This is a genomic window from Shewanella zhangzhouensis (genome assembly GCF_019457615.1).
GTDB classification, from domain to species: Bacteria; Pseudomonadota; Gammaproteobacteria; order Enterobacterales; family Shewanellaceae; genus Shewanella; species Shewanella zhangzhouensis.
This window is the reverse complement of the sequence record NZ_CP080414.1, coordinates 4,095,805-4,119,272: the sequence shown is the minus strand read 5'-3', so window position 1 is coordinate 4,119,272 and position 23,468 is coordinate 4,095,805. Positions and strand designations below refer to the sequence as shown.

The window sequence follows — 23,468 nt, the reverse complement described above, 5'->3', positions numbered from 1 at the left end:
GCCTTTTTTCATGTTGGTTATTTTCTTATGCCTGTAACCCAGAGGGACAAGTATCAGGTCTCGAAGCTGCGGCTTTTCAGCAGTGCCATGGCATCCCGTGCCGACATGGGCTTGCCAAGCAGGAAGCCCTGCACCTGATCGCAGCCGTGTTTGCGCAGGTGTTCGAGCTGGGCTTCGTTCTCAACCCCTTCGGCCACCACATTCAATTCCAGACTGTGGGCCAGTGCGATAATGGCGCCAGTGATGGCGGCGTCGTCCGGGTCGGTGCTGATGTCGCGCACAAACTCCCGATCGATTTTCAGGGTATCCAGCGGGAAGCGCTTGAGATACGCGAGGCTCGAGTAGCCGGTGCCAAAGTCATCCACCGCCAGTGACACCCCAAGAGCCTTGAGCCGCTGCAATACGGCCACAGATTCCTGTGGACTCTTCATGATCATCGACTCGGTCAGTTCCAGTTCGAGGCATTTTGCCGGTAGGCCAGCCACCGCCAAGGCCACTTCGATGGTGGACAGAATATCAGCCTTGAGCTGGCGCGCCGACAGGTTGACCGCCACATGCAGGTCATCAAACCCTGCGGCAGCAAAATGTGCCATATGGCGACAGGCCTCGTTGACTACCCAGTGCCCCAGCTGATTAATAATGCCGATTTCTTCCGCCAGCGGAATAAACTCCGCAGGGGAAATGGGCCCCAGCTCCTTGCTGTTCCAGCGCAGCAGCGCCTCAAAGCCTGTGATGCCACCATCGTTGACCCTGAACTTGGGCTGGAACACCAGGCTGAGTTCCTGACGGACGATGGCCTGCTTGATACCGGCCTCCAGCTGCACATGGCGCATGGCGTATTCGTTCAGCCTCAGGGTGTAAAACTGGAAGTTGTTCCGTCCCAGCGACTTGGCGTGATACATGGCAGTATCGGCGTATTTCAACAGCGAGGTGCTGTCGCTGGCATCCATGGGGTAAAGGCTGATCCCTATGGAGGGTGAAATGTTCAGGGCCTGATCTTCAAGTACGAAGGGCGTTTGGAAGGCGCGAATAAGCTTTTCGGCAATCACGGTGGCGGCCTTGGTCTTGGCCACGCCCTCGAGGATGATGGTGAACTCATCACCACCCAGGCGGGCAACAGTATCGCCTTCACGCACACAGTTTTGCAGCCGGTGGGCAACGGCCTTGAGCAGCAGATCCCCTATGTGGTGGCCCATGGAGTCGTTGATGTGTTTGAAGCGGTCGAGATCCAAAAACAGCAAGGCCACCATGTTGCCGGTTCTGTGGGCCTGGGCCAGCGCATGATCGAGCCGGTCCTGGAACAGGGTGCGGTTGGGCAGGTTGGTGAGCGGGTCGTAGGAGGCCAGGAGACGCAAATCTTCTTCGGCCTTTTTGCGGTCGGTGATGTCGGTAAACACGGCCACAAAGTGGCTGGCTTCGGATTTACTGTCGAGTACCTGGTTGATTTCGAGCCAAATCAAAATGGAGCGTTGATCCCGGGTGCGGATTTTCAGCTCACCCGCCCAGTGTTTGTTGCGCAGCAGTTGCTGTTCTATGGTTTCGTAAATTTGATGCTGTTTGCGGTCGTGGGTTAAAAACAGGAAATGCTTACCCTGCACCTGTTCGGGGTTGAAGCCGGTGATCAGGCTAAAGGCCGGGTTGACCGAGGCGATACGATAATCCAGGCCGCCCACGACCACGGCTTCGTTCATGCTGGCCAGCACCTGAGCCGACAGCCTGAGTTCGTTTTCGCTGTTTTTGCGGCTGGTGATGTCCTTGTGGGTGCCCACCATACGCACCGGCTTGCCATGTTTATCCCGCTCTACCACCTTGCCCCTGTCCATGATCCATATCCAGTGGCCAGGTTTATCTTCGATGCGGTATTCGGCCTCGTAAAAGGCGCGGCTGCCATCCATATGCTGGTCGATGGCATGGAGCACCCTGGGTTTATCTTCCGGATGGATGCGTTCTATCAGCACGGGACCATTGAGCTGTTGCTGGGTATGGGGATGCATACGGGTGCGGAATACCTGACCGCTGGGAATATCCCAGTCCCACATACCATCACCCGAGGCCCACAGCGCCAGTTTGAGTCGCTCTTCCGAGGTGCGGATGCTGGTTTCAAACTCGCGTCTTTGGCGCCGCTTGAAGCGCCTTTCGCGCCAGAACCAGCCAAGGATGGCGGCCAGTGTGAGGGCGTACAGCACATAGGCCGGAGGGGTGCGATACCAGGGGGCGACCACGGTCAGGGGCACGGTAAGAATTTGGTAACCCAGGGGGTTGGCGACCAGTCCATGGCGAACCCTGAGCAGGTAGTTCCCCGGACTCAGGTTGGTATAGGTGATGCGGGCCTGGGCCTGAGCGCTGCGCCATTGGCTGTCAAATCCTTGTAAATAATAGGCAAATTGATCAATGCCCGGATAGGAAAAGTCCAGCGAGGTGACTTCAAAGCTGACGACCTTGTCTTCAAAATTCATCTCAACGTTGGGCGGGGCGCTCAGGTCGAGAATCCGGGTGCGTTTGTCGCCCAGACTATAGCTGGTGAGCGCCAGAGGGGGTTCCTGACGGCTCTTGGGGATGTGCTCTGGTTCAAAGCGGGTGATGCCATTGATGCCGCCAAACCAGAAATAGCCATCCTGTCCGGCAAATTTCACTCCGCCGTTGTACTCCTGCTCCTGCAGGCCCTCAAATTTATTGAAGGTAATGATGCTGTCTTCACCTGGGGTAAAACGGCTGATACCGGCGTTGCTGGAAAACCAGAACTGCCCCAGTTTGTCTTCCAAAATGGCATAAATGGTATCGCTTGGAACCCCTTCATTGCTGGTTAAATGGCGAATGTGCCAGCCATTTTCCTCCTGACGCAATATGCTGATACCACCGTGGGTGCCCACCCAGACATCGCCATTGGCTGCACCGTAGATATCGCGGACACGGTTGTTGCCCAGGCTGTTGCTGTTGGCTGGGTCGTGGGTAAATACCTGAGTTTCATTGGTGTTGGTGTTGAGGCGAATCAGGCCATCCAGGGTGCCAATCCAGAGCCAGTCGTCGATAAACTCCAGCACCAGAATCTGGCGCACCACCAACTTGTCGGCCAGCGTTTCATCCAGGGGGAAACGCTTGAGCTCAGTGCCCGAAATGGGCATGTAAAACAATCCCTCGTCAGACCCCAACCAGAGGGTGTCGTGTTTGTCTATGGCCAGGGTGCGCCCCTGACCCTTGTGCTCGGGCGGGTGGAGCAGCCTGAAGGCGCCGGAAGGCTGCAGATTCCCCAGACCATAATTACTGGCAAACCAGAGCGAGCCGTCTTTGTCTTCGAAAATGTCACGCACCACCAGCGAAATGGCTTCGGGGGCAAGGTTAAGGGCATTGGCAAAGAGATGGGTATGGTATTGGTAGTTGTCTTCGTTGGGTTTGAGGGTTTTTAAGCCAGCGCCTTCGGTGCCAACCCAGATGACTCCTTCGCGGGTTTGATGAATAGCCCGCACCATATTGATTTGTTTGGGTAATGCCACGCTGTTGTCGAACAGGTGCTCGAAGTACTGGCGGCGGATATTGATTTTATCCAGCCCGGAATAGCTGCCGCCGAGCCAGAGCACCCCGTTGGGGTCGAGCAGGACACTCATCAGGTTGTTGTCGCTGATGTCGCGAAAACTGCGGGAGTTGTTTCTGTGGTAGCGGGCGCGCCAGCGGTCGGTCTTTTCCAGCTCAATCAACCCGGCACCCGGGGCTATCGCCCAGATTTCTTCGGCCGAGGCCAGGGTAAAGTCCCGGATGTCGCCATGGAAGAATCCCTGGGGTTCACTCTGCCAGAGTGATTTTGCCCCATGGGTATCCATTTCATACTGCCAAAGCTCTTTGCCAATGGCGAGGTAAGCGATATTGCCTATGCTGTGGATTTGATTGACCGGACTGGTGGAGGGCAGCTTGAGCTTCACTATGTTGTTGCTGCTGATGGCATAGGTGCCGTGGGCCTGGGTGCCCACTAACAGATACTCATCTTCTATACTGCCCAGGCTGGTTATTTGGGGTGTCAGGGCATTGCCAAGGGGAATGGGGCGAATCTGGCCGCTTTTGCGCTGCATGGCAAATAGGCCCTTTTCTGTGCCTATCCAAAGGCTGTCGCCGATGACGGCCAGACGGCTGACCCTGAGCTCACTCAAACCATCGACTTCACCGTAGCGGGTGAACTGGCCCGTTTGCAAATCCAGACGGTTCAGGCCCTGGGTGTAGGTGCTGATCCACAGGAAGCCTTCCGGATCCTGGACTATGTCAGTGATGTAGCCTTCCGACAGGCTGTTGGTATTGATGGGATCGGGTAAGAAGACGCCAAATTCCTGGCCATTGAAATAGTGCAACCCGTCCTGACTGCCAGCCCAGAGCATGCCGGCCTTATCGGTATAGAGGCGGGTGATTGTGTTTTGATTCAGGCCGTCACTGCTGCTGAAATGCTGAAATTCCAGGGTGTTGTGATAGTGATAGCTGCCGTGATCTGCACTGGCCGGTAAGGCACCGAGCAGCAGAATCAAACTCAACAGAGCGCAAATGAGTGCTCGAAACATGCTTCTCCAATCTTCAAGGTATTGGCCTGTGCGCAGTGGGCTGCGTCTGTTTACGACCCGGATTTATTGTGCCGGGCGGCATGGATGCACTGCGATCCTTGCAGAGGATGGAACCTGGTGTTTCATATTTGTTGTCAGTGTTAGATTTTAGCGTCGGGGAAAGGTGTGTCAATTTGCATGTAACACAAAACGATAAAAAGAAAAAAGGCCCCGCCGGAAGGGAATAAGCGGAGCCTTAAAAACCGGTCGCAGTCAGCCTTGCCCGCAAAGAAAAAGCGTCATGGTGCTGCTAAGTCAAATTGTGGTGAATCAAGCCGTTGTAGCAGCTATGCCCTGTGAAAGAGATAGCACAAGGGCTACTAATATCCCCATTGCCATCAAACGCTTAAGCCAGATTATCTGCCTGGGTGATTGCAGCTTGCTGCCCGCAAGCTTGCCAAGCGCCAGCCACAGCCCATCTACCAGTACCGCCAGCAGCAGGCACACGGCGATGGTCAGTGCGTAGCTTGCCAGGGGGTTGCCAAGGGGCAGGGCAAACTGGCTCAGCAGCGACAGCAGTGCCATATAGGCCTTGGGATTCATCAGGTTAAACAGCAGCCCATTTTTGAAGCCCACGGCGTTGTCGCTGCTTGCCGTCACCTGCGGTGAGGTGGCAATGCGAAACGCGAGATACAGAATATAGGCGGCTCCCAACCACTTGAGCGTGCTTGCCAGCACAGGAAAGCTTTGCAGCAAGCTGGCAAGGCCACTGGCAGCGGCCAACATGATAAGCAGTAAACCCGCTATCAATCCGCCCAAAAACGGCAGGCTGCGTCTGAACCCCTGTGCGGCGCCAAGGGCTGCCAGGGTCAGCGGCGCCGGCCCCGGAGATCCAAGCAACAGCACTGTGGCGACTGCCAGCAAGGATAAGGCTTCAAACAAGCTACAGGCCTCCTGTGACATCAATAATGCTGCCGCTGACAAAGCTGGCGTCATTGCTGAGCAGCCAGACGATGGCATTGGCCACCTCTTCGGCTTCACCGCCCCGCCCAAGGGGGATCCGGCTTTGCAATCGGGCCACTCTGCCGGGCTCACCACCGTCGGCATGTATGTCGGTATGGATAAGCCCGGGGCGCACGCCATTAACCCGAATACCGGCGGGGGCAAGCTCAATGGACAGCCCCTTGGTAAAGGTGTCGATGGCGCCCTTGCTGGCGGCATAGTCCACATACTCATTCGGGCTGCCGGTGCGCGCCGCGCCGGACGACACATTGACGATGGCGCGGTTTACGTCTTTATCCAGCGTTAACATCCGCTTTGCCGCCTCACGGGCACAGAGAAACTGCGAGGTGACATTGGCGCTGAGCACCCGATTGATGCGTTCGGCATCCATCTGCAGCAGGGGCATCTGCCCAAGCAAGATGCCGGCGTTATTCACCAGATGGGTGAGGCCACCAAAGGCCTCATCGATACGGGCAAAGAGCGCCAACACCTGCGTCTCGTCCGCCACATCGGCCTGGACACAGATCACCTCGGTGATGGCCGAAAGCTCTTCGGCCAGTGCCTCGGCAGAGGCTTTGTTGCTGCGGTAGTTAAGGCAAATACGCCAGCCCATTTGGGCCAGACGCCTTGCGGTCGCCGCGCCTATACCTCTGCCGGAACCTGTGATGAGTACTGCTGGCGTAAATTGCGACATCAGTCCTGGGGCACCCGCACTGTACCTTCCATCAGGATGCGCGCCGAGCGGCTCATGATGGCCTTGGTGACAGTCCACTGGCCGCCTGCTTCTTTGGCTTCGGCGCCTACGCGCAGGGTACCGGATGGGTGACCGAAACGTACCGCCTGCCGCTCACCGCCACCGGCGGCGAGATTTACCAGGGTGCCGGGAATTGCGGCCGCCGTGCCTATGGCCACCGCTGCCGTGCCCATCATGGCGTGGTGCAGCTTGCCCATGGACAGCGCCCGTACCAAGAGGTCGATGTCATTCGCCTGCACTGTCTTGCCGCTCGACACCACATGGGTCATGGGCCTCGTCACAAAAGCCACCTTGGGGGTGTGCTGGCGGGTTTTGGCTTCATCCAGGGTCTTGATAAGTCCCATACGGATGGCACCGTGGGCGCGCAGCTGCTCGAACATGGCAAGGGCTGCCGGGTTGCCATTGATGGCTTCCTGTAGCTCGTCGCCGCGATAGCCAAGGTCTTCGGCATTGACAAAAATGGTCGGGATACCGGCATTTATCAGGGTCGCGCGGATTTTGCCGCTTGGATGCACCTCGGTGGGTATGTCCAACTCGTCCACCAGATTGCCGGTGGGGAACATGGCGCCGCCGTCTTCGCCGTCATCAGCAGGGTCGACAAACTCCAGCACGATTTCGGCCGCCGGAAAGGTCACCCCGTCCAGCTCGAAATCGCCGGTTTCCTGCACTTCGCCATTAGTAACAGGCACATGGGCGATAATGGTTTTGCCGATATTGGCCTGCCAGATCCGCACTGCGCAGATACCATTTTCAGGCACCCGGGAAGCGTCAACCAAGCCCGCATGAATGGCAAAAGCACCGGCGGCGGTGGACAGGTTGCCGCAGTTGCCGCTCCAGTCGACGAAGGCGGTGTCGATGGATACCTGCCCATAGAGGTAATCCACATCGTGACCGGGCACGCTGCTTTTATTCATGATCACGCACTTGCTGGTGCTGGAAGTGGCGCCGCCCATGCCGTCGGTGTGCTTGCCATAGGGGTCGGGGCTGCCAATCACCCGCAGCAGCAGTGCATCACGGGCTGCACCCGGCATCCGGGCCGCCTCGGGCAAATCGTCGAGGCGGAAAAACACCCCTTTAGAGGTTCCGCCACGCATATAGGTGGCTGGAATTTTTATCTGTGGTTTAAATGCCATAGCATTGAATCCTTTGACATTAATATCTTTCGTTGACAGGTCTGAGAGCAAAGCCAATTTCTGACTTCACTTCAATCTGCTCAAGAGCGGAGATCTTGCTGTGAGGCCGAGCCGGGAGCGCGGAGTGTATCAGCCGATACATGAGCACTCCCGGCGTGGGGATCGCGGCAAGAGAACGCTCAAACACTTCCCTGCAAGAAGTCCTGGGCGAAGCGTTGCAGAACCCCACCTGCCTCGTAAATGGACACTTCTTCTGCGGTATCCAGGCGACACTTCACCGGCACTTCCAGGGTTTGGCCATCTTTCTTGTGCACCAACAGGGTCAGGGCTGCACCCGGGGTGCGCTCGCCCTTCACATCGAAGGTTTCAGTGCCATCAATGCCATAGGTCATGCGGGTTTCGCCCGGCATAAACTCCAGCGGCAACACGCCCATGCCCACCAGATTGGTGCGGTGAATGCGCTCGAAGCCTTCGGCCACAATCACTTCAACACCGGCAAGACGCACGCCTTTGGCGGCCCAGTCACGGCTGGAGCCCTGACCATAGTCTTTACCGGCCACGATGATCAGCGGCTGCTTACGCTCCATGTAGGTCTCAATGGTTTCCCACATGCGCAGCACCTTGCCTTCCGGCTCGAGGCGGGCGAGTGAGCCTTGCTTCACCTTGCCATCTTCGTCTTTCACCATCTCGTTGAAGAGTTTGGGGTTGGCGAAGGTGGCGCGCTGGGCGGTCAGGTGGTCGCCCCTGTGGGTGGCGTAGGAGTTAAAGTCTTCCTCCGGCAGGCCCATTTTGGCCAGATACTCACCGGCGGCTGAGCTTGCCAGAATCGCATTGGAGGGTGACAGGTGGTCGGTGGTGATGTTGTCACCCAGCACCGCCAGTGGCCGCATGCCGCTTAAGGTTCGCTCACCGGCAAGGGCGCCTTCCCAGTAGGGTGGACGGCGGATGTAGGTGCTCTGTGGACGCCAGTCGTAGAGTGGCTTCTCGGTGCCGTATTCCACGGCGAGATTGAACATGGGGTCGTACACGGCGCGGAACTGCTCAGGCTTCACCGACGACTTGATGATGGCATCGATTTCCGCATCCTCTGGCCACAGGTCTTTAAGGGTTACCGCGTTGCCATCGGCATCAGTGCCGAGCACATCTTTTTCGATATCGAAGCGCACAGTGCCCGCGATGGCGTAGGCCACCACCAAAGGCGGCGAGGCCAGAAATGCCTGCTTGGCGTAAGGGTGGATACGGCCGTCGAAGTTACGGTTGCCCGACAGCACGGCGGTGGCGTACAGATCCCGGTCGATGATTTCCTGCTGAATCACTGGGTCCAGCGCGCCGCTCATGCCGTTACAGGTGGTGCAGGCGAAAGCCACAATGCCGAAGCCGAGCTGCTCAAGATACGGCAACAAGCCTGCTTCTTTCAGGTACAGTTCAACCGCCTTGGAGCCGGGGGCGAGAGAGGTTTTCACCCAGGGCTTGCGCACCAGACCTTTTTGCACCGCGTTGCGGGCAATCAGGCCCGCGGCAATCACGTTACGGGGGTTACTGGTGTTGGTACAGCTGGTGATGGCGGCGATGATCACAGCGCCATCGGGCATCTTGCCTGCTTCTTCTTGCCAGTCGGCGGCAATGCCCTTGGCGGCCAAGTCGCTGGTGGCCAAACGGGCATGGGGGTTGGAAGGCCCGGCCATGTTGCGCACTACGCTGGAGAGGTTAAACGTCAGCACCCGGCCATAGTCGGCGCCAGTCATGGAGTCCGCCCACAGGCCTGTGGTTTTGGCATAGTTTTCAACCAGCTGCACCTGCTGCTCGTCGCGGCCGGTGAGGCGCAGATAGTCGATGGTCTGCTCGTCGATATAGAACATGGCGGCGGTGGCGCCATATTCGGGGGTCATGTTGGAGATGGTGGCGCGGTCACCCAGAGTGAGCGCCTTGGCGCCTTCGCCAAAGAACTCGAGGTATGCACCTACCACCCGCTCTTTACGCAAAAATTCGGTCAGTGCCAGCACCACGTCGGTGGCGGTAATGCCGGGGTTTGGCTTGCCGGTGAGCTCAACACCCACGATATCCGGCAGGCGCATCCAGGAGGCGCGGCCCAGCATCACGTTTTCGGCCTCGAGGCCGCCAACGCCGATGGCGATAACGCCGAGGGCATCCACGTGGGGAGTGTGGCTGTCGGTGCCGACGCAGGTGTCGGGGAAGGCGATGCCATCACGCACCTGAATCACCGGTGACATCTTTTCCAGGTTTATCTGGTGCATGATGCCGTTGCCGGGTGGAATTACATCCACATTGCGGAAGGCCTTTTTGGTCCAGTTGATAAAGTGGAAGCGATCGTCGTTGCGTCTGTCTTCGATGGCGCGGTTTTTCTCAAAGGCATCCTTTTCAAAGCCGCCGTGCTCCACCGCCAGTGAGTGGTCCACAATCAGCTGGGTTGGCACTACAGGGTTTACCTTGGCCGGGTCGCCGCCCTTGGCAGCGATGGCATCCCGCAGGCCGGCAAGGTCAACCAGTGCCGTTTGGCCAAGAATGTCGTGGCATACCACACGGGCAGGGAACCAGGGGAAGTCGAGGTCTTGCTTACGGAAAATCAGCTGGCTTAAGAAGTCGTTCAGGCGCGCAGGCTCGGCCTTGCGCAGCAGGTTTTCGGCCAGCACCTTGGCAGTGTAGGGCAGTTTGTCGAAGGCGCCGGGGGCGATGGCGTCCACCGCCTCGCGGGTATCGAAGAAGCTTAAATTGGTGCCGGGCAGAGGCTTACGGAATTGAGTGTTCATAACGGCGTTCCAGACATGCAAAAGGGGCGCGAATAATGAGTGGCTGTTGTTTTGGTGCTGCGGGCGTTATTGGGGCCGACTGCTCGTCGGCCCCGCTGTTATCAGCCGCGCTCGCTGATGGGGGTCACGCTGCGCAGTTCCACACCCACATAATCGGCGCTTGGGCGGATGATGCGGTTGTTGCTGCGCTGCTCCATCACGTGAGCGGTCCAACCGCTGACCCGGGAACATACGAAGATGGGGGTGAACAGTTTGGTGGGAATGCCCATGAAGTGATAGGCGCTGGCGTGGAAGAAGTCGGCGTTACAGAAGAGTTTCTTCTGTTCCCACATAAAGGCTTCGCAGGCCACGGAAACACGGTACAGACGGTCATCGCCGTATTCCCTGGCGAGTTTTTCAGACCACTCTTTGATGATGGCGTTGCGTGGGTCGGACTCGCGGTAGATGGCGTGACCAAAGCCCATGATTTTCTCTTTGCGCTCCAGCATACCGGCCAGTACGTCGCGGGCGTGCTGCTCGTCGCGCATATCCTGAATCAGTTCCATGGCCGCCTCGTTGGCGCCGCCGTGCAGCGGGCCACGCAGTGAGCCGATGGCACCGGTTACGCAGGAGTGCATGTCAGACAGGGTCGAAGCACAGACGCGGGCGGTAAAGGTAGAGGCGTTGAACTCGTGCTCGGCGTAGAGGATGAGGGACACATCCATTACCCGGGCGTGCAGTGCAGATGGCGCCTTGCCGTGCAGCAGGTGCAGGAAGTGGGCACCGATTTGCTCGTCATCGGTTTCGGTTTCGATGCGCACGCCATCGTGGCTGAAGCGATACCAGTAGCAGATGATGGATGGGAAGGCCGCCAGCATGCGGTTGGTCACGTCAAACTGGTCGGCAAAGCTGTGTTCGGTTTCCAGGTTGCCCAGCATGGAGCAGCCGGTACGCAGCACGTCCATGGGGTGAGCATTGGCGGGGATGCGTTCCAGCACTTCTTTCAGTGCCTGTGGCAGACCGCGCAGACCTTTGAGCTTGGCGCGGTAGTTGTCCAGCTCCAGCTGAGTAGGCAGCTCGCCGTAGAGAATGAGGAAGGCCACTTCTTCGAAGCTGGCGTTTTCGGCCAGATCTTTTACGTCATAGCCGCGGTAGGTGAGGCCTGAGCCGGATTTACCCACTGTGCTCAGGGCGGTTTCACCGGCGCTCTGACCACGCAGGCCTGCACCACTCAGTTTTTTATCGGTTGTCTCAGCCATTTTGCATTCCCTCTCGTTAACTCGTTTGTTCTTGGCTGCCGGCATCGGGTAGGGTCGATGGGGTCCCGGCACTATTTATGGGTTACTTTTGGTGCCCCGGGGTCTTGACCGGGGCGGGAAGCAGCTACTGCCTGGGCTTTATGCCCCGCTGTCTTCGTCCTTGCTTTCTATTTTGCTGTTTTGCCGGGGCTTATTTGTTTTTACCTTCGGCAAACAGGCGGTCCAGCGTGTCTTCAAAGTTGTGGTAGTTCAAAAACTCGTACAGCTCCTTGCGGCTCTGCATGGTGCCCAACACATTGCGCTGGTGGCCATCGTTCATCAGCGCCTGCATCACCTTAAGGGCTGCCTGGTTGGCGGCGCGGAAGGTGCCGAGCGGGTACAGCACCATGTCGGCACCGGCTTCATACAGGGCGGACTTGTCGAACAGCTCGGTCTGACCGAATTCGGTCATGTTGGCGAGGATTGGGGCCTTTACCGCATCCTTGAACTTGCGGTACTGGGGCAGTTCGGTCAGGGCCTCTGCGAAAATCATGTCGGCACCGGCCTCGATGTAGGCCTGGGCGCGCTCAATACCGGCGTCGAGGCCTTCTACGGCTACTGCGTCGGTGCGGGCCATGATGACGAAGTTCTCGTCGGTGCGGGCATCCACGGCGGCCTTGATGCGGTCAACCATCTCTTCGGTGCTGACCACGGCCTTGTTGGGGCGATGGCCGCAACGCTTTTGCGACACCTGATCTTCCATGTGCACCGCGGCAACACCGACCTTTTCAAATTCCTTGATGGTGCGGGCGATGTTGAAGGCGCCGCCCCAGCCGGTGTCGATGTCGACCAAAAGTGGCAGCTTGGTGGCTGAGGTGATGCGACCGGCATCAATCAGCACATCGTTCATGGAGGTCATGCCCAGATCCGGCAGACCATAGGAGGCGTTGGCCACCCCGGCACCGGACAGATAGAGGGCCTGAAAGCCGGTTTTTTCGGCCATCAGAGCGAAATAGGCGTTGGTGGTGCCGACGATTTGCAGTGGCTTGGAGCGTGCCAGTGCGTCGCGAAAACGCTTGCCTGCGCTGTGGGTCATGCTGTCTCTCCCTTTAATTGCTGTTTGTTGGCGAAGGTAGCTGAGCTGTGCTCACGGGCGCTTGCCTCGGCCTTGAGTTCTTTAAGACGCGCCTCTGTGTTGCGTCGTCCCTGTTCGATATGGCGCTGCATCAAGAGCGCTGCCAGCTCTCCGTCACGCTCGGCAATGGCCTCGACTATACGTCTGTGTTCGGCGATGGCACGGCTTGGGCGCTGGTGGTTGCTGCACTGATAACGGTACATGCGCAGCAGGTGGTACAGGCCACCCATCAGGGTTTCCTGCAGGTGTTTGTTGCCGCTGGCGCGAATGATTTGATAGTGGAAGTCCACATCACCCTGCTCCTGAAAATAGGTGTCGCCCTGTTTGAGTGCGGCTTCCTGGCGTTCGAGCAGCGCCTGCAACTCGGCAAGCTGTGCCTCTGTGATGCGTTCGGCGGCGAGGCGACAGGCCATGGCTTCCAGCGTGGAGCGCAGGTCGTAGAGATCGTTCAGTTCTTCCACCGACAGCTGTGCCACCCGGGCACCCACATGGGGCATGCGCACCACCAAACGTTGGCGTTCCAGGGTTTGCAGGGCTTCACGGGTGGGACCGCGGCTGATGCCGAATTGGGCGGCCAGTGCCTGTTCGTTGATCTTGCTGCCGGGGGCCAGTTCGCCCTTGATGATGGCAGTTTGAATGGCACTCAGGATCTGATCGGCCAGGGTGGCCGTGGCGCGCTCGCTGGCGCTGCGTTCAGTGCTGAGATCTTTAAGGTTGCTCTGGCTCATTGAGTGCTTGTTGCCGCTTCGACGGCGGCCCTGTCGCTGACAATGGTTGAAAATTAGACCTCTTAGGGCGGATTGTCAACAATCTGTTGACGTAGACGTAAGTCTAAGCAATAACATCTTTTGATTTAATTTCTGTGTAAGATTTTGATTTATAGTGTTAATGTGCTTTTGACTTGTTTGCTGTGTTGTTTGCGTTACAACGCGATCTAAAGATTTATTGTCAACAACTGGCGGTTTTGCACTTTGTCTGCAAGGCATGGGATGATGTGGCTATCAGCCAATAAGGGTAGCTGTTGTGGACGCATTTCGCGTAAAAAGCCGCGGCCCTGAATAGAGTGCAGAAGCAATGGAAAAAGTCTTGGTGAGCGCCTGTCTGCTGGGCGAAGCCGTGCGATATGACGGCAAAGATAATTTAGTGGCGTCGTCCCTGTGGCAAGGCTGGCAGCAGGAGGGACGCTTGGTTGGCATCTGCCCCGAGTGCGCAGGTGGTTTGCCGACGCCCCGGCCTCCGGCAGAAATAAGGAGACCTCCGGCAGAAATTGTCAGCTCTGTGGCAGACATACAAGCGCCACACTCACAAGCGAGCATTCGGGTCGTCACAGTGACAGGGGACGATGTGACAGCCGCCTTTGTGAAGGGCGCCGAGGCGGCATTAAGGCTTGCCCGGGACGCCAATATTCGTTTTGCCATTTTAAAGGCCCGCAGCCCGTCCTGTGGCAAGGGGCAGATTTACGATGGCAGCTTTTCCCGTACCCTGACTGACGGGGATGGCATTACCGCTGCGCTGCTGAGTCGGCACGGCATAGAAGTGTTTACCGAATATCAGCTGCAACAACTGGCCGAGCGGCTGGCGTAGATTGAGAACTGACCACTGATAAGGCACAGCCCCAATAAAACATCATCCATAAAAAACGCCGACTCGGGTCGGCGTTTTTTATGGGCGATTTATGTAACTCAGCGGCTGCGCTTTTAAAGCAACAGAGCAGTCCGTCAGTGGCCTCGCTCGGCCAGTTCACGGTAGCTGCTGGTGCTGGCCTTGTGCTCGGTCAGCAGTTCGTGGATTTGCTCATCCTTTTTCTGCCAGACATCATTGAGCCAGCGCTGGAACTGGGCACGGTACTCGGCATTGCTGAAGTATTGTTTGTCGTCCACTTCGGGTACCGGCAGTGCTTCTACTCTGACAACGATTTTGCTGACCTTGCCCTGCATCACCCCCGCAAGGATATCTTTGGGCGCATCGGGGTAAACCACAGTCACGTTCAGCAGGTGGCTGAACTGCTCGCCCATGGCGGAAAGGGCAAAGGCGATACCGCCGGCCTTGGGGCGCAGCAGATAGCGATAAGGGGAGTTCTGCCGGTCGCGCTTTGCTTCGGTAAAGCGGCTGCCTTCCACATAGTTGATGATGGAGGTGGGCAGATCGCGGAATTTCTCACACGCCTTGCGGGTGGTTTCCAGATCCTTGCCCTTGAGCTTGGGATTCTTTTTCAGCTTCTCGGGGCTGGTGCGATTCATAAAGGGCATGTCCAGCGCCCAGCAGCCCAGGCCCATAATGGGTACATAAATCAGTTCTTTTTTGAGGAAGAACTTGAGCATGGGAATGTGGTTACGCAGGATATACGTCTGGGCGGCAATATCGAAGCCGCTCAAGTGGTTACTTATCACCAGATACCAGCCATTTTTATCCAGCCCATCGAGACCTTTTACATCCCATTCGATTTTGGCAATCAGCTGCAGGATGGCACCGTTGAGGGTAGCCCACAGCCACATAAATCGGTTCATCAGCATGGTGACCCGGACTCGGCCAGCTTTGAAGGGCGTCAGTAGCTTGAACAGGCCGCCGATGCACACCAGCGAACCACAAATGGCGGTGTTGATAATGAGCAAGCTTCCGCTTAACAAAAACAGCAGCGGCCCCGGCAAAAAGTTAAGCATGTTGTTCAGAAACCTCAGTTTTTATCTCTTTCTCACCGGCAAGCTGTGCCAGAATGCCGTCTTTGCGAGCCCAGATCTGGTTGAGTTGTTCCTGGAAGCCCTGCTTAAACTCGCGATCGTTGATGTAGTCGCCGCGCATCTCGTTGGCGATATCCGCCACAGTCACGTGCACGCGGATTTCATCCACCTGACCTGAGATAAAGTCCCAGAAGCTGGGCACCTTGCCGGGGTAGTAAATGGCCACGTCCACCAACTTGTGGATTTGCTCGCCCATGGCGGAAAGGGCAAAGGCCATGCCGCCGGCCTTGGGGCGCAGCAGATGCTGGAAAGGTGAGTTCTGCTTCTTGTGTTTGGCAGCCTGAAAGCGGGTGCCCTCCACAAAGTTCATCACGCTCACCGGCTTGTCTTTAAACTTGGCGCAGGCGCGGCGGGTGATTTCAATGTCCTTGCCCTTGAGCCTGGGATTCTTTTTCAGCTCGGCGGTGGAATAGCGGCGCATAAAGGGGAAATCCAGTGCCCACCAGGCGAGACCAAGCACAGGCACATAGAGCAGCTGCTGCTTGAGGAAAAACTTCAGGAAGGGGATTTTGCGGTTGAAGATGCGCTGCAGGACCAGAATGTCGACCCAGCTCTGGTGGTTGGCTATCACCATATACCACTCTTCGCGGGTCAGTTCAGGGTTACCCTGCACGTCGATGTGCACCGGGTGCAGCGAATTTTGGATAAACGTGTTAACCGAAATCCAGTTGGAGGCACAGCCATCCACCAGATGTGACATCAGCTTGCGCAGGGCACGAATGGGCAGCAGCTTTACCAGACCAAGCAGCAGGATAGGCACAAACCAAAACAGGGTGTTAAGTGTGTAACCCAGAAAAGCCAGTGAGCCTCGGATAAGCGACAGCAACGCGCGCATTCATACCTCCAGAAATTTGTGGAGGCCTATGTTAACCGTGAATGACCCATTGCTCAATCGCACCGCAGTACCGATGCGGCTGGCACTACCAGTAACGGGGTTTTTATCGGTGGAACTGGCTTAGTTGTGGTAATTGCACTGTACTTAAATTTGACGCATCTGACTGATACTGTGGAAATCTTTCAATGTTTTGGTTGAACCGTTTTTTAGGCTTGATTTCAATGCCTTTTCTGGTGGTTGAATCTATGGCGTCTGAGCCCGTGCTCACCATGGCTTACCGTACCACCGAAAAGCTGCCCTTTATCGCCGAGGCGCCGGACAATCGTGGTCTGTTTGAAGACATGTATCTTGAAGCAGCAAAACGTATTGGTGTGTCGCTTAAGATAGTGCGCCTCCCCAAGGTGCGGGTTATCAATGGATTGATGGATGGCAGCATCGACTTTTATCCCCAATTTACCTTCAGCGACATTCGACAGGGCTATTGTCAGTTTGTGGTCAATGGTCTCAGGGTCAATTACTACGCCATTTCCCGTCCGGAGGTGGAGCGGCTTGAGCGGGTTGAAGACTTTAACGGCTTGTTATTGCTTCATGTGCTCGGTAATCCGGACTATCTGGGGATGCTTGGTTTTGGGGAGGCCAGAGTCACCAGGGTCGATGTGGCCGAAATGGACCTGCAAAAAGCCATTCATATGATTGAAAAAGGCCGCGCAGATGCCTATCTGTACGAGGCCGAGCCCCTTGAATATGCCGTGGCGCAGAGTGGCAGTACCATGGTGCGTCTGCACCAGCGGCTGCATCAGGGGGATGAATGGGCAACCCTGGGATTTTCCAAAAAATCCAGATGGGCGAAGTTTGAGCCAAACCCAGACTATGACCCATTAATGCCGACCAGTGTGAGCAATCAGCCTCAGCGTTTTGAGGCAGGAAGCGTACCGGCACGCCTGGCTCATGCACTGTCTGAGATGCGTCAGGATGGCACGCTCGATGTGTTTTACCAAAGGTACCTGAACACTGCCGCTGATAAGCTTCTTCCTGCCAAAGACCACTGACGTTGGTGTTAACGGGCTTCAATGACCTTTGGAATCGGCCCGATAAGCGCGGGGCCCGGCGTACAATTTTATCTTTACTTATCCACTTCGAAGGGTGGTGTCTGGCCATCAATCTGAACACCTGCCTCAGCAATGGCTCCAAGGCGTTCGTGATCTCAGGGTTTTCTTCGCGAAATCAAAAAGGATGATTCCTTAAAAATCAGTCCTTTGTTGTTTGGTGTGATGTGATAGAGTCAGCGCCCAAGTTGCTGTCCAAGATTGGCGAGCAGCCTGTCCATGGCCCTGTAACCCAGCGCCTGTGCGATATGGCGCCTCTCTACCATATTGCTGTTTTCCAAATCTGCGATGGTGCGGGCGACCCGCTGCAGGCGATGAAAGCTGCGTACCGACAGCCCAAGTCGATTGACACTCTGCTCAAGAAAACTGAGGTCTGCGCTGTTAAATCCTGCGTTTTTCAGTGCCTTGCCCGAGAGTTCGGCATTCAGTACGCCTGCCCGGGCAAGCTGCTGTTCCCTGGCGCGGTGAACGCGTTGGGCGACGCTTTGGCTGGTTTCACCGTTATTGCCTTCCTGAGTCAGGGTGCCCGGTGGCAGAGGGGGTACTTCGATGGACAAATCGAAGCGGTCAAGAAAAGGGCCGGAGAGCCTGCCAAGGTAGCGGTTTATCTGATCAGGGCTTGAGCGGCTGCCCGGCCCCATACTGCCGCAGGGGCTGGGATTCATGGCAGCAATTAATTGAAATCGGCTGGCGAAGGTGAGCTTTGCGGCTGCCCGTGAAATCACCACTTCACCGGTTTCCATGGGTTCGCGCAAACAGTCGAGTACCTTGCGGGGGAATTCAGCCAGCTCGTCGAGAAAGAGCACGCCCCGGTGGGCGAGGGAGATTTCGCCGGGCTTGGGCACACTGCCACCCCCCACCAGAGAGATTGCTGAACAGGTGTGGTGGGGCGACCTGAAAGGACGTCGGTGGAACTCACTGGGTTTGATATTGAGCCCGGCTACCGAATGCAGCGCTGCCACTTCGAGGGCTTCATCATAACCCAAGGGGGGCAACAGGCCCATGATGCGACTGGCGAGCATGGTTTTGCCGCAGCCAGGCAAGCCGAGCATAAGCAGGTTGTGATGATAGTACCAGTTTCCCAAGGGCGGACTTGAAGACCCTCCAGTTTTAGGGAAATATCCGCCACCGCTATCACCACCGACCACATATTACCTATTGATGAATAAGAAGATTGCGATAAGTTACATCCGCTTCAGCACCCCCACCCAGTCCAGAGGCGATAGCTATAGACGCCAGATGGAAGCCGCTAAACGCTACTGTCAGGAGCAGGGGCTAGAGCTAGAGGACAACATACTCCTAGACGCTGGGGTCTCAGGATTTAGGGGAGACAACCTCAGGGACGGAGCCCTGGGCCTGTTTATAGAGCAGGTCCAGAAGGGCCTAATCCCAAGTGACGTGACCCTGATTATTGAATCCCTGGACCGCTTGAGCCGCATGGAAGTAGGCAAGGCGCTTCGCTTGCTCCTGGAGGTTGTAGACCTAGGCGTGACCATCGTTACCCTCATTGACGGACAGGTCTACACCAAGGGCCTGGACACGATGCAGCTCATGCTCTCCCTGGCTGTGATGAGTAGGGCGCATGAGGAGTCATTGACCAAGAGTAAGCGCCTGGGAGCCGTTTGGGGACGTAAGAAGGAGGAGGCGAGGGCTGGTGCTGTCGTGACCCAGATGATCCCCGCATGGCTAAGGATTGTGACTGTCGATGGAGAACAGCGCTTTGAGGTCATCGAAGAAAAGGCCGAGGCCGTTAGGGCTGCCTTTGAGTTTATGGCGCAAGGACATGGACGGAGCTCGACTGTGAGGCGGCTGAATGAGGCTGGCCTTCTGAACCCTAAAGGGCTTCCCTGGGCTGAAACCTCCATCGGTAGGCTGATTGAACAGGGGGCGGTCATTGGACGCTACCAGCCGCACATAGGCAAGGCCCACAATCGTAAGCCAATAGGTGACGAGATTCCCGACTATTACCCCAGAATTATCTCCGATGAGCTGTATTGGAAGGTCTACCACCAGAGCAAGAATAACCGGAACAGCAAGGCATCCAGAGGAGACTCCTTCAGCAACCTGTTCAGCACGTTGGCTGTGTGTGAGTGCTGTGGCTCGGGAATGCGATACCAGGACAAGGGGAAACCGACAGAGCGCTACCTCGTCTGTTCAAGTAGGCAGACTGGCAGAGGCTGTCAGCTCCCTTACATGAATTATGGACAGCTAGAGAAGGTGGTCCTCATCAGCCTTGTGAAGCACAAGCACCAGCTTTTAAGACCCCAGGATGAGGTTAACCCTGTTGAGGTGGCAGCGCTGAAGGGACGCCTTGAGAAGTCCCAGGAGAGCCTCAGGAACGTAGCAGAGGCGATAGCGGCCCTAGGCTTCAGTGAGGCCCTGAAGGTTAAACACCAAGCCTTAGCGGCGGAGGAGAAGGACCTCAAGGCCCAGATTAAGAAGGCCGAGGAGGTAGCTCCAAAGCTGCCTGAAGGGGACCAGCTAGAGGAGCTGGCAAGGCGTATCCTGGACGTGAATGTCAGGAGACAGCTTCACAGGGTCCTTCAGCAGATAGGCTTCAGGCTCTCGGTAGGGATTGATTGTGTGTGGGTCAATGAGCATTGTTATCGACGCAGGGTGGAGCATAGAAGGGCGGTGTGGTCAGGTGATGATGGATTACACGTCGCTTTCGGGTCATGAGGGGGTAAAACAGGCGCTTCTACGTGAATCCTTAAGGTCTATGCCCTTGCCGGTTCACCAGATTTTACGTGGAGGCGTTCTTAAGATATGACGGGCTTCACTAAAAGATAAAATTTTGTTGCGTTTAGTTACTGTGGGGATGTATTTTGTAAAAAACAAGAAGGACTTAATAATGGATGATACAAAAGCCCTGTACCAAATAGTGTTCCAAACTGCTAATCGATTTCTAAGGCAAGCTAAGCTGTTTTCGATAGAAGAGCTGAATGAGCACAATGAACCCACCTATGAAGAACTTGCAGTGTTTGCACGTAAAATTGCCGCTATTATCGGACAGCTCGCTAACTTAGGTGGGTGTGACGAAACACGGATTGCTCTCAATGCCCGTCAAGCAGCATTACTTATGGAAACAATGGCAGAAGCAATCAAGGATCAAAATTCCGAAGCTTTAGATGATGCAGCCTCAAAACTTGAAGCAATGACATTCATCTGATAAGTTTTAGTTGACAGGGGTCTGCTCAATTTATAAACTTATCGCCCGCTAATAGTCCGATGTTGACTATTAAGTAACCAGTACTACACTGGATAATGCCTATACCACGCACGAGAGGAATCGAGTATGAAGCACACTGCAAATGATCTGCAGATTATGCGGCTGGTTAGAGAGGCTCATCAGTATCTGAACGAAATGAACAGACTGCTTGCAGCCGTAGAACAAAGACTGGTGGAAAAGCACCAGCAAGCTGCTTAATCGACCCATTCCGTTAAGGCCCGCTCAATGCGGGCTTTTTGTTGCCCTCATGAAATTCATCAGTAGCTTCCAATACATGAATAAGCAGCATAGTGCTCCCAAGTTTTGTTTTAAGCCGCGCAGATTCACGTGAGCTACCTATGTCACCGTCTAAAATCTTAAAAAAAAATCTGAGGCCACACTCGGGAATAGAGCTTTCCGCTGTTCCCCCCCTGGGGGGTGTCCCGAGAGTGAGCCTTTCAGCGTGACCCTATGCGGCCACCGAGTAGACCTTTGCCATGTCAGAGACTATCGCTGGTCGCCCTTCAGCTCTCGCCTGTTCGGCTTCTTCCCTGGTGACAGCCTTCCAGTCCTTCAGCATCACCGCTTCAGGGTCCACGTTGAAGCACTCCTGGACTATCAGCATCATATAGCAGTCGTCCTCCTCTATCAGGCGCTGGTAGCCCTTAGGGATCACTGGCAGCGTCTCTATGACCAGCTCCAGGTTGGCTTGAGTCATGGCATGGGTCAGTTCGTTCATGGTCACTCCGTTCGATTGAGGGGCCTTGTGGCCCTGAGGACGGTTATCTTACGGATATGACAGTAAGCCTCTGTGATGGCTATCCCAGGAAAAACTCTAGCATCTTAGACAGTTAACCGATTGATCACGGATTGATCAGTGGTCCTCATTCTGTGCGTCAACTCTAAAGATTACTCTACAGGTGACACTTTTAGGTTGACTTTTGTGTCAACTCTAGCGCCAAATAAAACCTCTAAATATTACACCTTGAGCAGTGAGTGACAAATGACCACATTCGCCTATATTCGTGTCTCTGATTCCACCAAGCAGGACAGCTCCAATCAGCGCTTCACCATTGAGGGCTACGCCAGGGAGCTGGGCCTGACCGTTCACAACTGGAGGGAGTTCAACCTGTCAGGCTCTAAGACCACCGCAGAGGCCCGAGGCATTGACGAGCTGCTATCTGAGGTCAAGGCTGGGGATGTGGTTCTAGTGTCTGATATAGCCCGTCTGGGGCGTGATTCCATCCACCAGCTTCTTCACACCATCACCTCCATCACCACCAAGGGGGCCACCCTTCATCTCTGTTACTCAAAGACCACCATAGCGCCCGAGGACGTGAACGACTTGCCCAAGGTATTCATTGCCATCGGGGAGGCTTTCGCAGCCGTCAGGTTTGCCGAGGAGCGCAGCCAGAAGGCCAAGGTGGCATGTGAGAGACGTAAGGCCGCAGGGCTTCACAATGGCCGTAAGCACGGCGCAGAGGTCCGCTCCAAGCTCGATGACCACGCAGCCTTTATCCTGAGGGAGCTGGAGAAGGGGACTGCCAAGACAGCGCTTATCGGCTTGCTGAAGGACATGGGCGTCAGCGTTACCCGTCAGGGCCTGTATAAGTGGATGGAGCGCCGCTTAGGCAACCTCTGATATAGGGATTATGACGAGTCCTGGTCAACAATATCACCGCCACGGTCCACCCTAATGCTGATGGCATGTATGACCTGAACGATATTCACCGAGCGTTCAAGCTGCCGAAGACCTGTCAGCCACACCAATGGAGGCACCGCGTCCGTTCAGCTTTTGAGCAAAGCGCAAAATTGCGCGTCGCCAACAAAGGCCCTATGCGCCAGACATTAGCCACCCAGGACGCCCTTTATGCCTATACGATGTGGTGTGATGTGGAGTTCTACATGGCGGTAGTCCAAGCCTTCACGGCCCTAGTCAATCATGACCACGTTGAGGCTAAAGCCATCGCTGACACCGTAGCGTCCATCCCAGAGGCCCGAGCCACTGAGCTTTACGTGAAGGGTCAACGTGGAGGCTACGCCATGCGTCAAGCCATCGCTGAACTGAATGGTAGCCAATCAGGTCCGTGTGGTCCCCGACTTCAAGGACGGTCAGCCCTACTTTGTGGCGAAGGACGTAGCGGAGGCCCTGGGCTTCAAGAACCCAGCCGCAACCGTTACAAACTACTGTCTAAATAGGATTGTCGCCTCGGCTTCCAGTTTCAAAGTATACAGAAGATATACTTTGGGCATCCCTAACCGTGGTCTAAGTGTGATACCCGAAGGGGACGTGTACCAATTGGTGATGCGCTCGAATCTGCCTTCAGCCATGGCCTTCCGCTCCTGGGTCTGCAATGTAGTCCTCCCGACTATCCGCAAGACAGGGGCCTATGTGATAGGCGAGGAGGGATTATGACGGGGCTGATAGGTGCCGATGAAAATCCCTCAAGGCTCTCCTACCCTGTAAGACCAATCCTCTATCAGACCAATGAGTCCTGGGACGCTCTGAGGTGCCCTGTGGTGGCTTTACTTCTTGTGGATGCCTCATGGCCTTACTGAGAAACGGGGACGTGTATGACGGCCTCTGAGGGTGAATCTGAAAAGGCACAGTATAGAGATAATGGAGCCATTTTGGCGCTGACCAGGAGCCTTTGAGCTGCTTCGCTGAATAGACACAGTATAGAAATAACGGAGCCGTTTTGGCGCTGACCATCATCAACCACTCGCCACCTTTAAGGCATGACCTAAGGACCCTGGAGAGAGGAGGAAGACCACTATCACTATCATCACACCACCTAGCCCATTACCTTCAGGATGACCTTGAAGACCGGACGAGAGGAGGCGCTGAAGGAGATACCTTAAAGGGATACCTGAAGACCACCGAAAGGAGTATGACCCAAGAGAGATAATGACCATGACAAGGACAATCACCCTAATCAGGTATGACCGATAGGCTCACCTTTAAGGTATCCCTAGGGGGTGGTCTATTACCACATTTCGGGCATATCCACAATATATTTATGGTCTTTATTGTGTCGTATGATCATGATTTATA

The 23,468-nt window shown here is 55.9% G+C and carries 18 protein-coding genes and 1 pseudogene; 7 read left to right on the top strand and 12 right to left on the bottom strand.

Annotated features, from left to right (window positions below; translation table 11 throughout):
• Positions 1-53: 53 nt before the first annotated feature.
• The 8 genes from K0H63_RS18090 to K0H63_RS18055 form a co-directional block, all read right to left on the bottom strand.
• Positions 54-4,538, bottom strand: coding sequence for an EAL domain-containing protein (locus K0H63_RS18090; RefSeq protein WP_220065878.1), 4,485 nt, complete (start codon positions 4,536-4,538; stop codon positions 54-56).
• Positions 4,539-4,847: 309 nt separating this feature from the next.
• Entirely contained in the window at positions 4,848-5,459 is a 612-nt protein-coding gene (locus K0H63_RS18085; RefSeq protein WP_220065877.1) for a LysE family translocator, read from the bottom strand.
• A 1-nt stretch (position 5,460) separates the two neighbouring features.
• Complete coding sequence (locus K0H63_RS18080; protein ID WP_220065876.1) at positions 5,461-6,213, bottom strand: SDR family oxidoreductase; 753 nt, start codon at positions 6,211-6,213, stop codon at positions 5,461-5,463.
• The gene (prpF, locus tag K0H63_RS18075; RefSeq protein WP_220065875.1) at positions 6,213-7,406 is read right to left on the bottom strand and encodes a 2-methylaconitate cis-trans isomerase PrpF; all 1,194 of its coding nucleotides are present in this window, start codon (positions 7,404-7,406) and stop codon (positions 6,213-6,215) included. The genes K0H63_RS18080 and prpF overlap by 1 nt, the downstream gene beginning before the upstream one ends.
• A 179-nt stretch (positions 7,407-7,585) precedes the next feature.
• On the bottom strand, positions 7,586-10,174 hold the full coding sequence (gene acnD / locus K0H63_RS18070) for a Fe/S-dependent 2-methylisocitrate dehydratase AcnD (RefSeq protein ID WP_220065874.1): 2,589 nt from the start codon (positions 10,172-10,174) through the stop codon (positions 7,586-7,588).
• Positions 10,175-10,275: 101 nt separating this feature from the next.
• Complete coding sequence (gene prpC, locus K0H63_RS18065) at positions 10,276-11,412, bottom strand: bifunctional 2-methylcitrate synthase/citrate synthase (RefSeq protein WP_126168474.1); 1,137 nt, start codon at positions 11,410-11,412, stop codon at positions 10,276-10,278.
• A gap of 190 nt (positions 11,413-11,602) precedes the next feature.
• Positions 11,603-12,487, bottom strand: a complete 885-nt coding sequence (gene prpB / locus K0H63_RS18060; protein WP_220065873.1) for a methylisocitrate lyase — start codon at positions 12,485-12,487, stop codon at positions 11,603-11,605.
• Positions 12,484-13,254 carry a GntR family transcriptional regulator gene (locus K0H63_RS18055; protein WP_220065872.1) on the bottom strand — a complete coding sequence of 257 codons (771 nt, stop codon included), beginning with the start codon at positions 13,252-13,254 and terminating at the stop codon, positions 12,484-12,486. The genes prpB and K0H63_RS18055 overlap by 4 nt, the downstream gene beginning before the upstream one ends.
• Before the next feature lie 346 nt (positions 13,255-13,600).
• On the opposite strand from K0H63_RS18055, the gene K0H63_RS18050 reads away from it, so the two are divergent.
• Positions 13,601-14,110: a 2-thiouracil desulfurase family protein gene (locus K0H63_RS18050; RefSeq protein WP_220065871.1), complete on the top strand. Its 510-nt coding sequence runs from the start codon at positions 13,601-13,603 to the stop codon at positions 14,108-14,110.
• A gap of 134 nt (positions 14,111-14,244) precedes the next feature.
• Here the strand turns inward: K0H63_RS18050 and yihG (K0H63_RS18045) are convergent, their stop codons facing one another.
• Both yihG (K0H63_RS18045) and yihG (K0H63_RS18040) read right to left on the bottom strand, forming a co-directional pair.
• Positions 14,245-15,186 (bottom strand): 1-acylglycerol-3-phosphate O-acyltransferase, YihG family, encoded by a 942-nt coding sequence (gene yihG, locus K0H63_RS18045; protein WP_220065870.1) that lies wholly within the window; start codon positions 15,184-15,186, stop codon positions 14,245-14,247.
• Positions 15,179-16,099, bottom strand: coding sequence for a 1-acylglycerol-3-phosphate O-acyltransferase, YihG family (gene yihG, locus K0H63_RS18040; RefSeq protein ID WP_220065869.1), 921 nt, complete (start codon positions 16,097-16,099; stop codon positions 15,179-15,181). Before yihG (K0H63_RS18040) ends, yihG (K0H63_RS18045) begins: the two co-directional genes overlap by 8 nt.
• Before the next feature lie 185 nt (positions 16,100-16,284).
• Between yihG (K0H63_RS18040) and K0H63_RS18035 the strand changes: the two genes are divergently transcribed.
• A complete protein-coding gene (locus K0H63_RS18035; protein WP_220065868.1) occupies positions 16,285-17,148 on the top strand; it encodes a substrate-binding periplasmic protein in 864 nt (287 codons plus the stop codon).
• A 233-nt stretch (positions 17,149-17,381) separates the two neighbouring features.
• Here the strand turns inward: K0H63_RS18035 and K0H63_RS18030 are convergent.
• Positions 17,382-18,272, bottom strand: a pseudogene (locus K0H63_RS18030) (YifB family Mg chelatase-like AAA ATPase); the annotation flags it as partial.
• A 94-nt stretch (positions 18,273-18,366) separates the two neighbouring features.
• Between K0H63_RS18030 and K0H63_RS18025 the strand changes: the two are divergent.
• The 3 genes from K0H63_RS18025 (at position 18,367) to K0H63_RS20155 (ending at position 20,632) form a co-directional block, all read left to right on the top strand.
• Positions 18,367-19,884: a recombinase family protein gene (locus K0H63_RS18025; protein ID WP_220065867.1), complete on the top strand. Its 1,518-nt coding sequence runs from the start codon at positions 18,367-18,369 to the stop codon at positions 19,882-19,884.
• Between the two features lie 172 nt (positions 19,885-20,056).
• Positions 20,057-20,374: a hypothetical protein gene (locus K0H63_RS18020; protein ID WP_220065866.1), complete on the top strand. Its 318-nt coding sequence runs from the start codon at positions 20,057-20,059 to the stop codon at positions 20,372-20,374.
• Between the two features lie 126 nt (positions 20,375-20,500).
• Positions 20,501-20,632, top strand: coding sequence for a hypothetical protein (locus K0H63_RS20155; RefSeq protein WP_258405612.1), 132 nt, complete (start codon positions 20,501-20,503; stop codon positions 20,630-20,632).
• Positions 20,633-20,882: 250 nt separating this feature from the next.
• On the opposite strand, the gene K0H63_RS18015 is transcribed toward K0H63_RS20155, so the two are convergent.
• Positions 20,883-21,152 (bottom strand): hypothetical protein, encoded by a 270-nt coding sequence (locus K0H63_RS18015; RefSeq protein WP_220065865.1) that lies wholly within the window; start codon positions 21,150-21,152, stop codon positions 20,883-20,885.
• Positions 21,153-21,416: 264 nt separating this feature from the next.
• Between K0H63_RS18015 and K0H63_RS18010 the strand changes: the two genes are divergently transcribed.
• Positions 21,417-22,055 carry a recombinase family protein gene (locus K0H63_RS18010; RefSeq protein ID WP_220065864.1) on the top strand — a complete coding sequence of 213 codons (639 nt, stop codon included), beginning with the start codon at positions 21,417-21,419 and terminating at the stop codon, positions 22,053-22,055.
• 426 nt (positions 22,056-22,481) lie between these two features.
• On the top strand, positions 22,482-22,829 hold the full coding sequence (locus tag K0H63_RS20230; protein ID WP_220065863.1) for a BRO-N domain-containing protein: 348 nt from the start codon (positions 22,482-22,484) through the stop codon (positions 22,827-22,829).
• Positions 22,830-23,468 lie beyond the last annotated feature (639 nt).

Coding starts and splice junctions, on each gene's coding strand:
- K0H63_RS18090 (WP_220065878.1), bottom strand. CDS start 4,538: ATGTTTCGAGCACTCATTTGCGCTCTGTTGAGTTTGATTCTGCTGCTC.
- K0H63_RS18080 (WP_220065876.1), bottom strand. CDS start 6,213: ATGTCGCAATTTACGCCAGCAGTACTCATCACAGGTTCCGGCAGAGGT.
- prpF (WP_220065875.1), bottom strand. CDS start 7,406: ATGGCATTTAAACCACAGATAAAAATTCCAGCCACCTATATGCGTGGC.
- acnD (WP_220065874.1), bottom strand. CDS start 10,174: ATGAACACTCAATTCCGTAAGCCTCTGCCCGGCACCAATTTAAGCTTC.
- prpC (WP_126168474.1), bottom strand. CDS start 11,412: ATGGCTGAGACAACCGATAAAAAACTGAGTGGTGCAGGCCTGCGTGGT.
- prpB (WP_220065873.1), bottom strand. CDS start 12,487: ATGACCCACAGCGCAGGCAAGCGTTTTCGCGACGCACTGGCACGCTCC.
- K0H63_RS18055 (WP_220065872.1), bottom strand. CDS start 13,254: ATGAGCCAGAGCAACCTTAAAGATCTCAGCACTGAACGCAGCGCCAGC.
- K0H63_RS18050 (WP_220065871.1), top strand. CDS start 13,601: ATGGAAAAAGTCTTGGTGAGCGCCTGTCTGCTGGGCGAAGCCGTGCGA.
- yihG (WP_220065870.1), bottom strand. CDS start 15,186: ATGCTTAACTTTTTGCCGGGGCCGCTGCTGTTTTTGTTAAGCGGAAGC.
- yihG (WP_220065869.1), bottom strand. CDS start 16,099: ATGCGCGCGTTGCTGTCGCTTATCCGAGGCTCACTGGCTTTTCTGGGT.
- K0H63_RS18035 (WP_220065868.1), top strand. CDS start 16,285: ATGTTTTGGTTGAACCGTTTTTTAGGCTTGATTTCAATGCCTTTTCTG.
- K0H63_RS18025 (WP_220065867.1), top strand. CDS start 18,367: ATGAATAAGAAGATTGCGATAAGTTACATCCGCTTCAGCACCCCCACC.
- K0H63_RS18020 (WP_220065866.1), top strand. CDS start 20,057: ATGGATGATACAAAAGCCCTGTACCAAATAGTGTTCCAAACTGCTAAT.
- K0H63_RS20155 (WP_258405612.1), top strand. CDS start 20,501: ATGAAGCACACTGCAAATGATCTGCAGATTATGCGGCTGGTTAGAGAG.
- K0H63_RS18015 (WP_220065865.1), bottom strand. CDS start 21,152: ATGAACGAACTGACCCATGCCATGACTCAAGCCAACCTGGAGCTGGTC.
- K0H63_RS18010 (WP_220065864.1), top strand. CDS start 21,417: ATGACCACATTCGCCTATATTCGTGTCTCTGATTCCACCAAGCAGGAC.
- K0H63_RS20230 (WP_220065863.1), top strand. CDS start 22,482: ATGGTAGCCAATCAGGTCCGTGTGGTCCCCGACTTCAAGGACGGTCAG.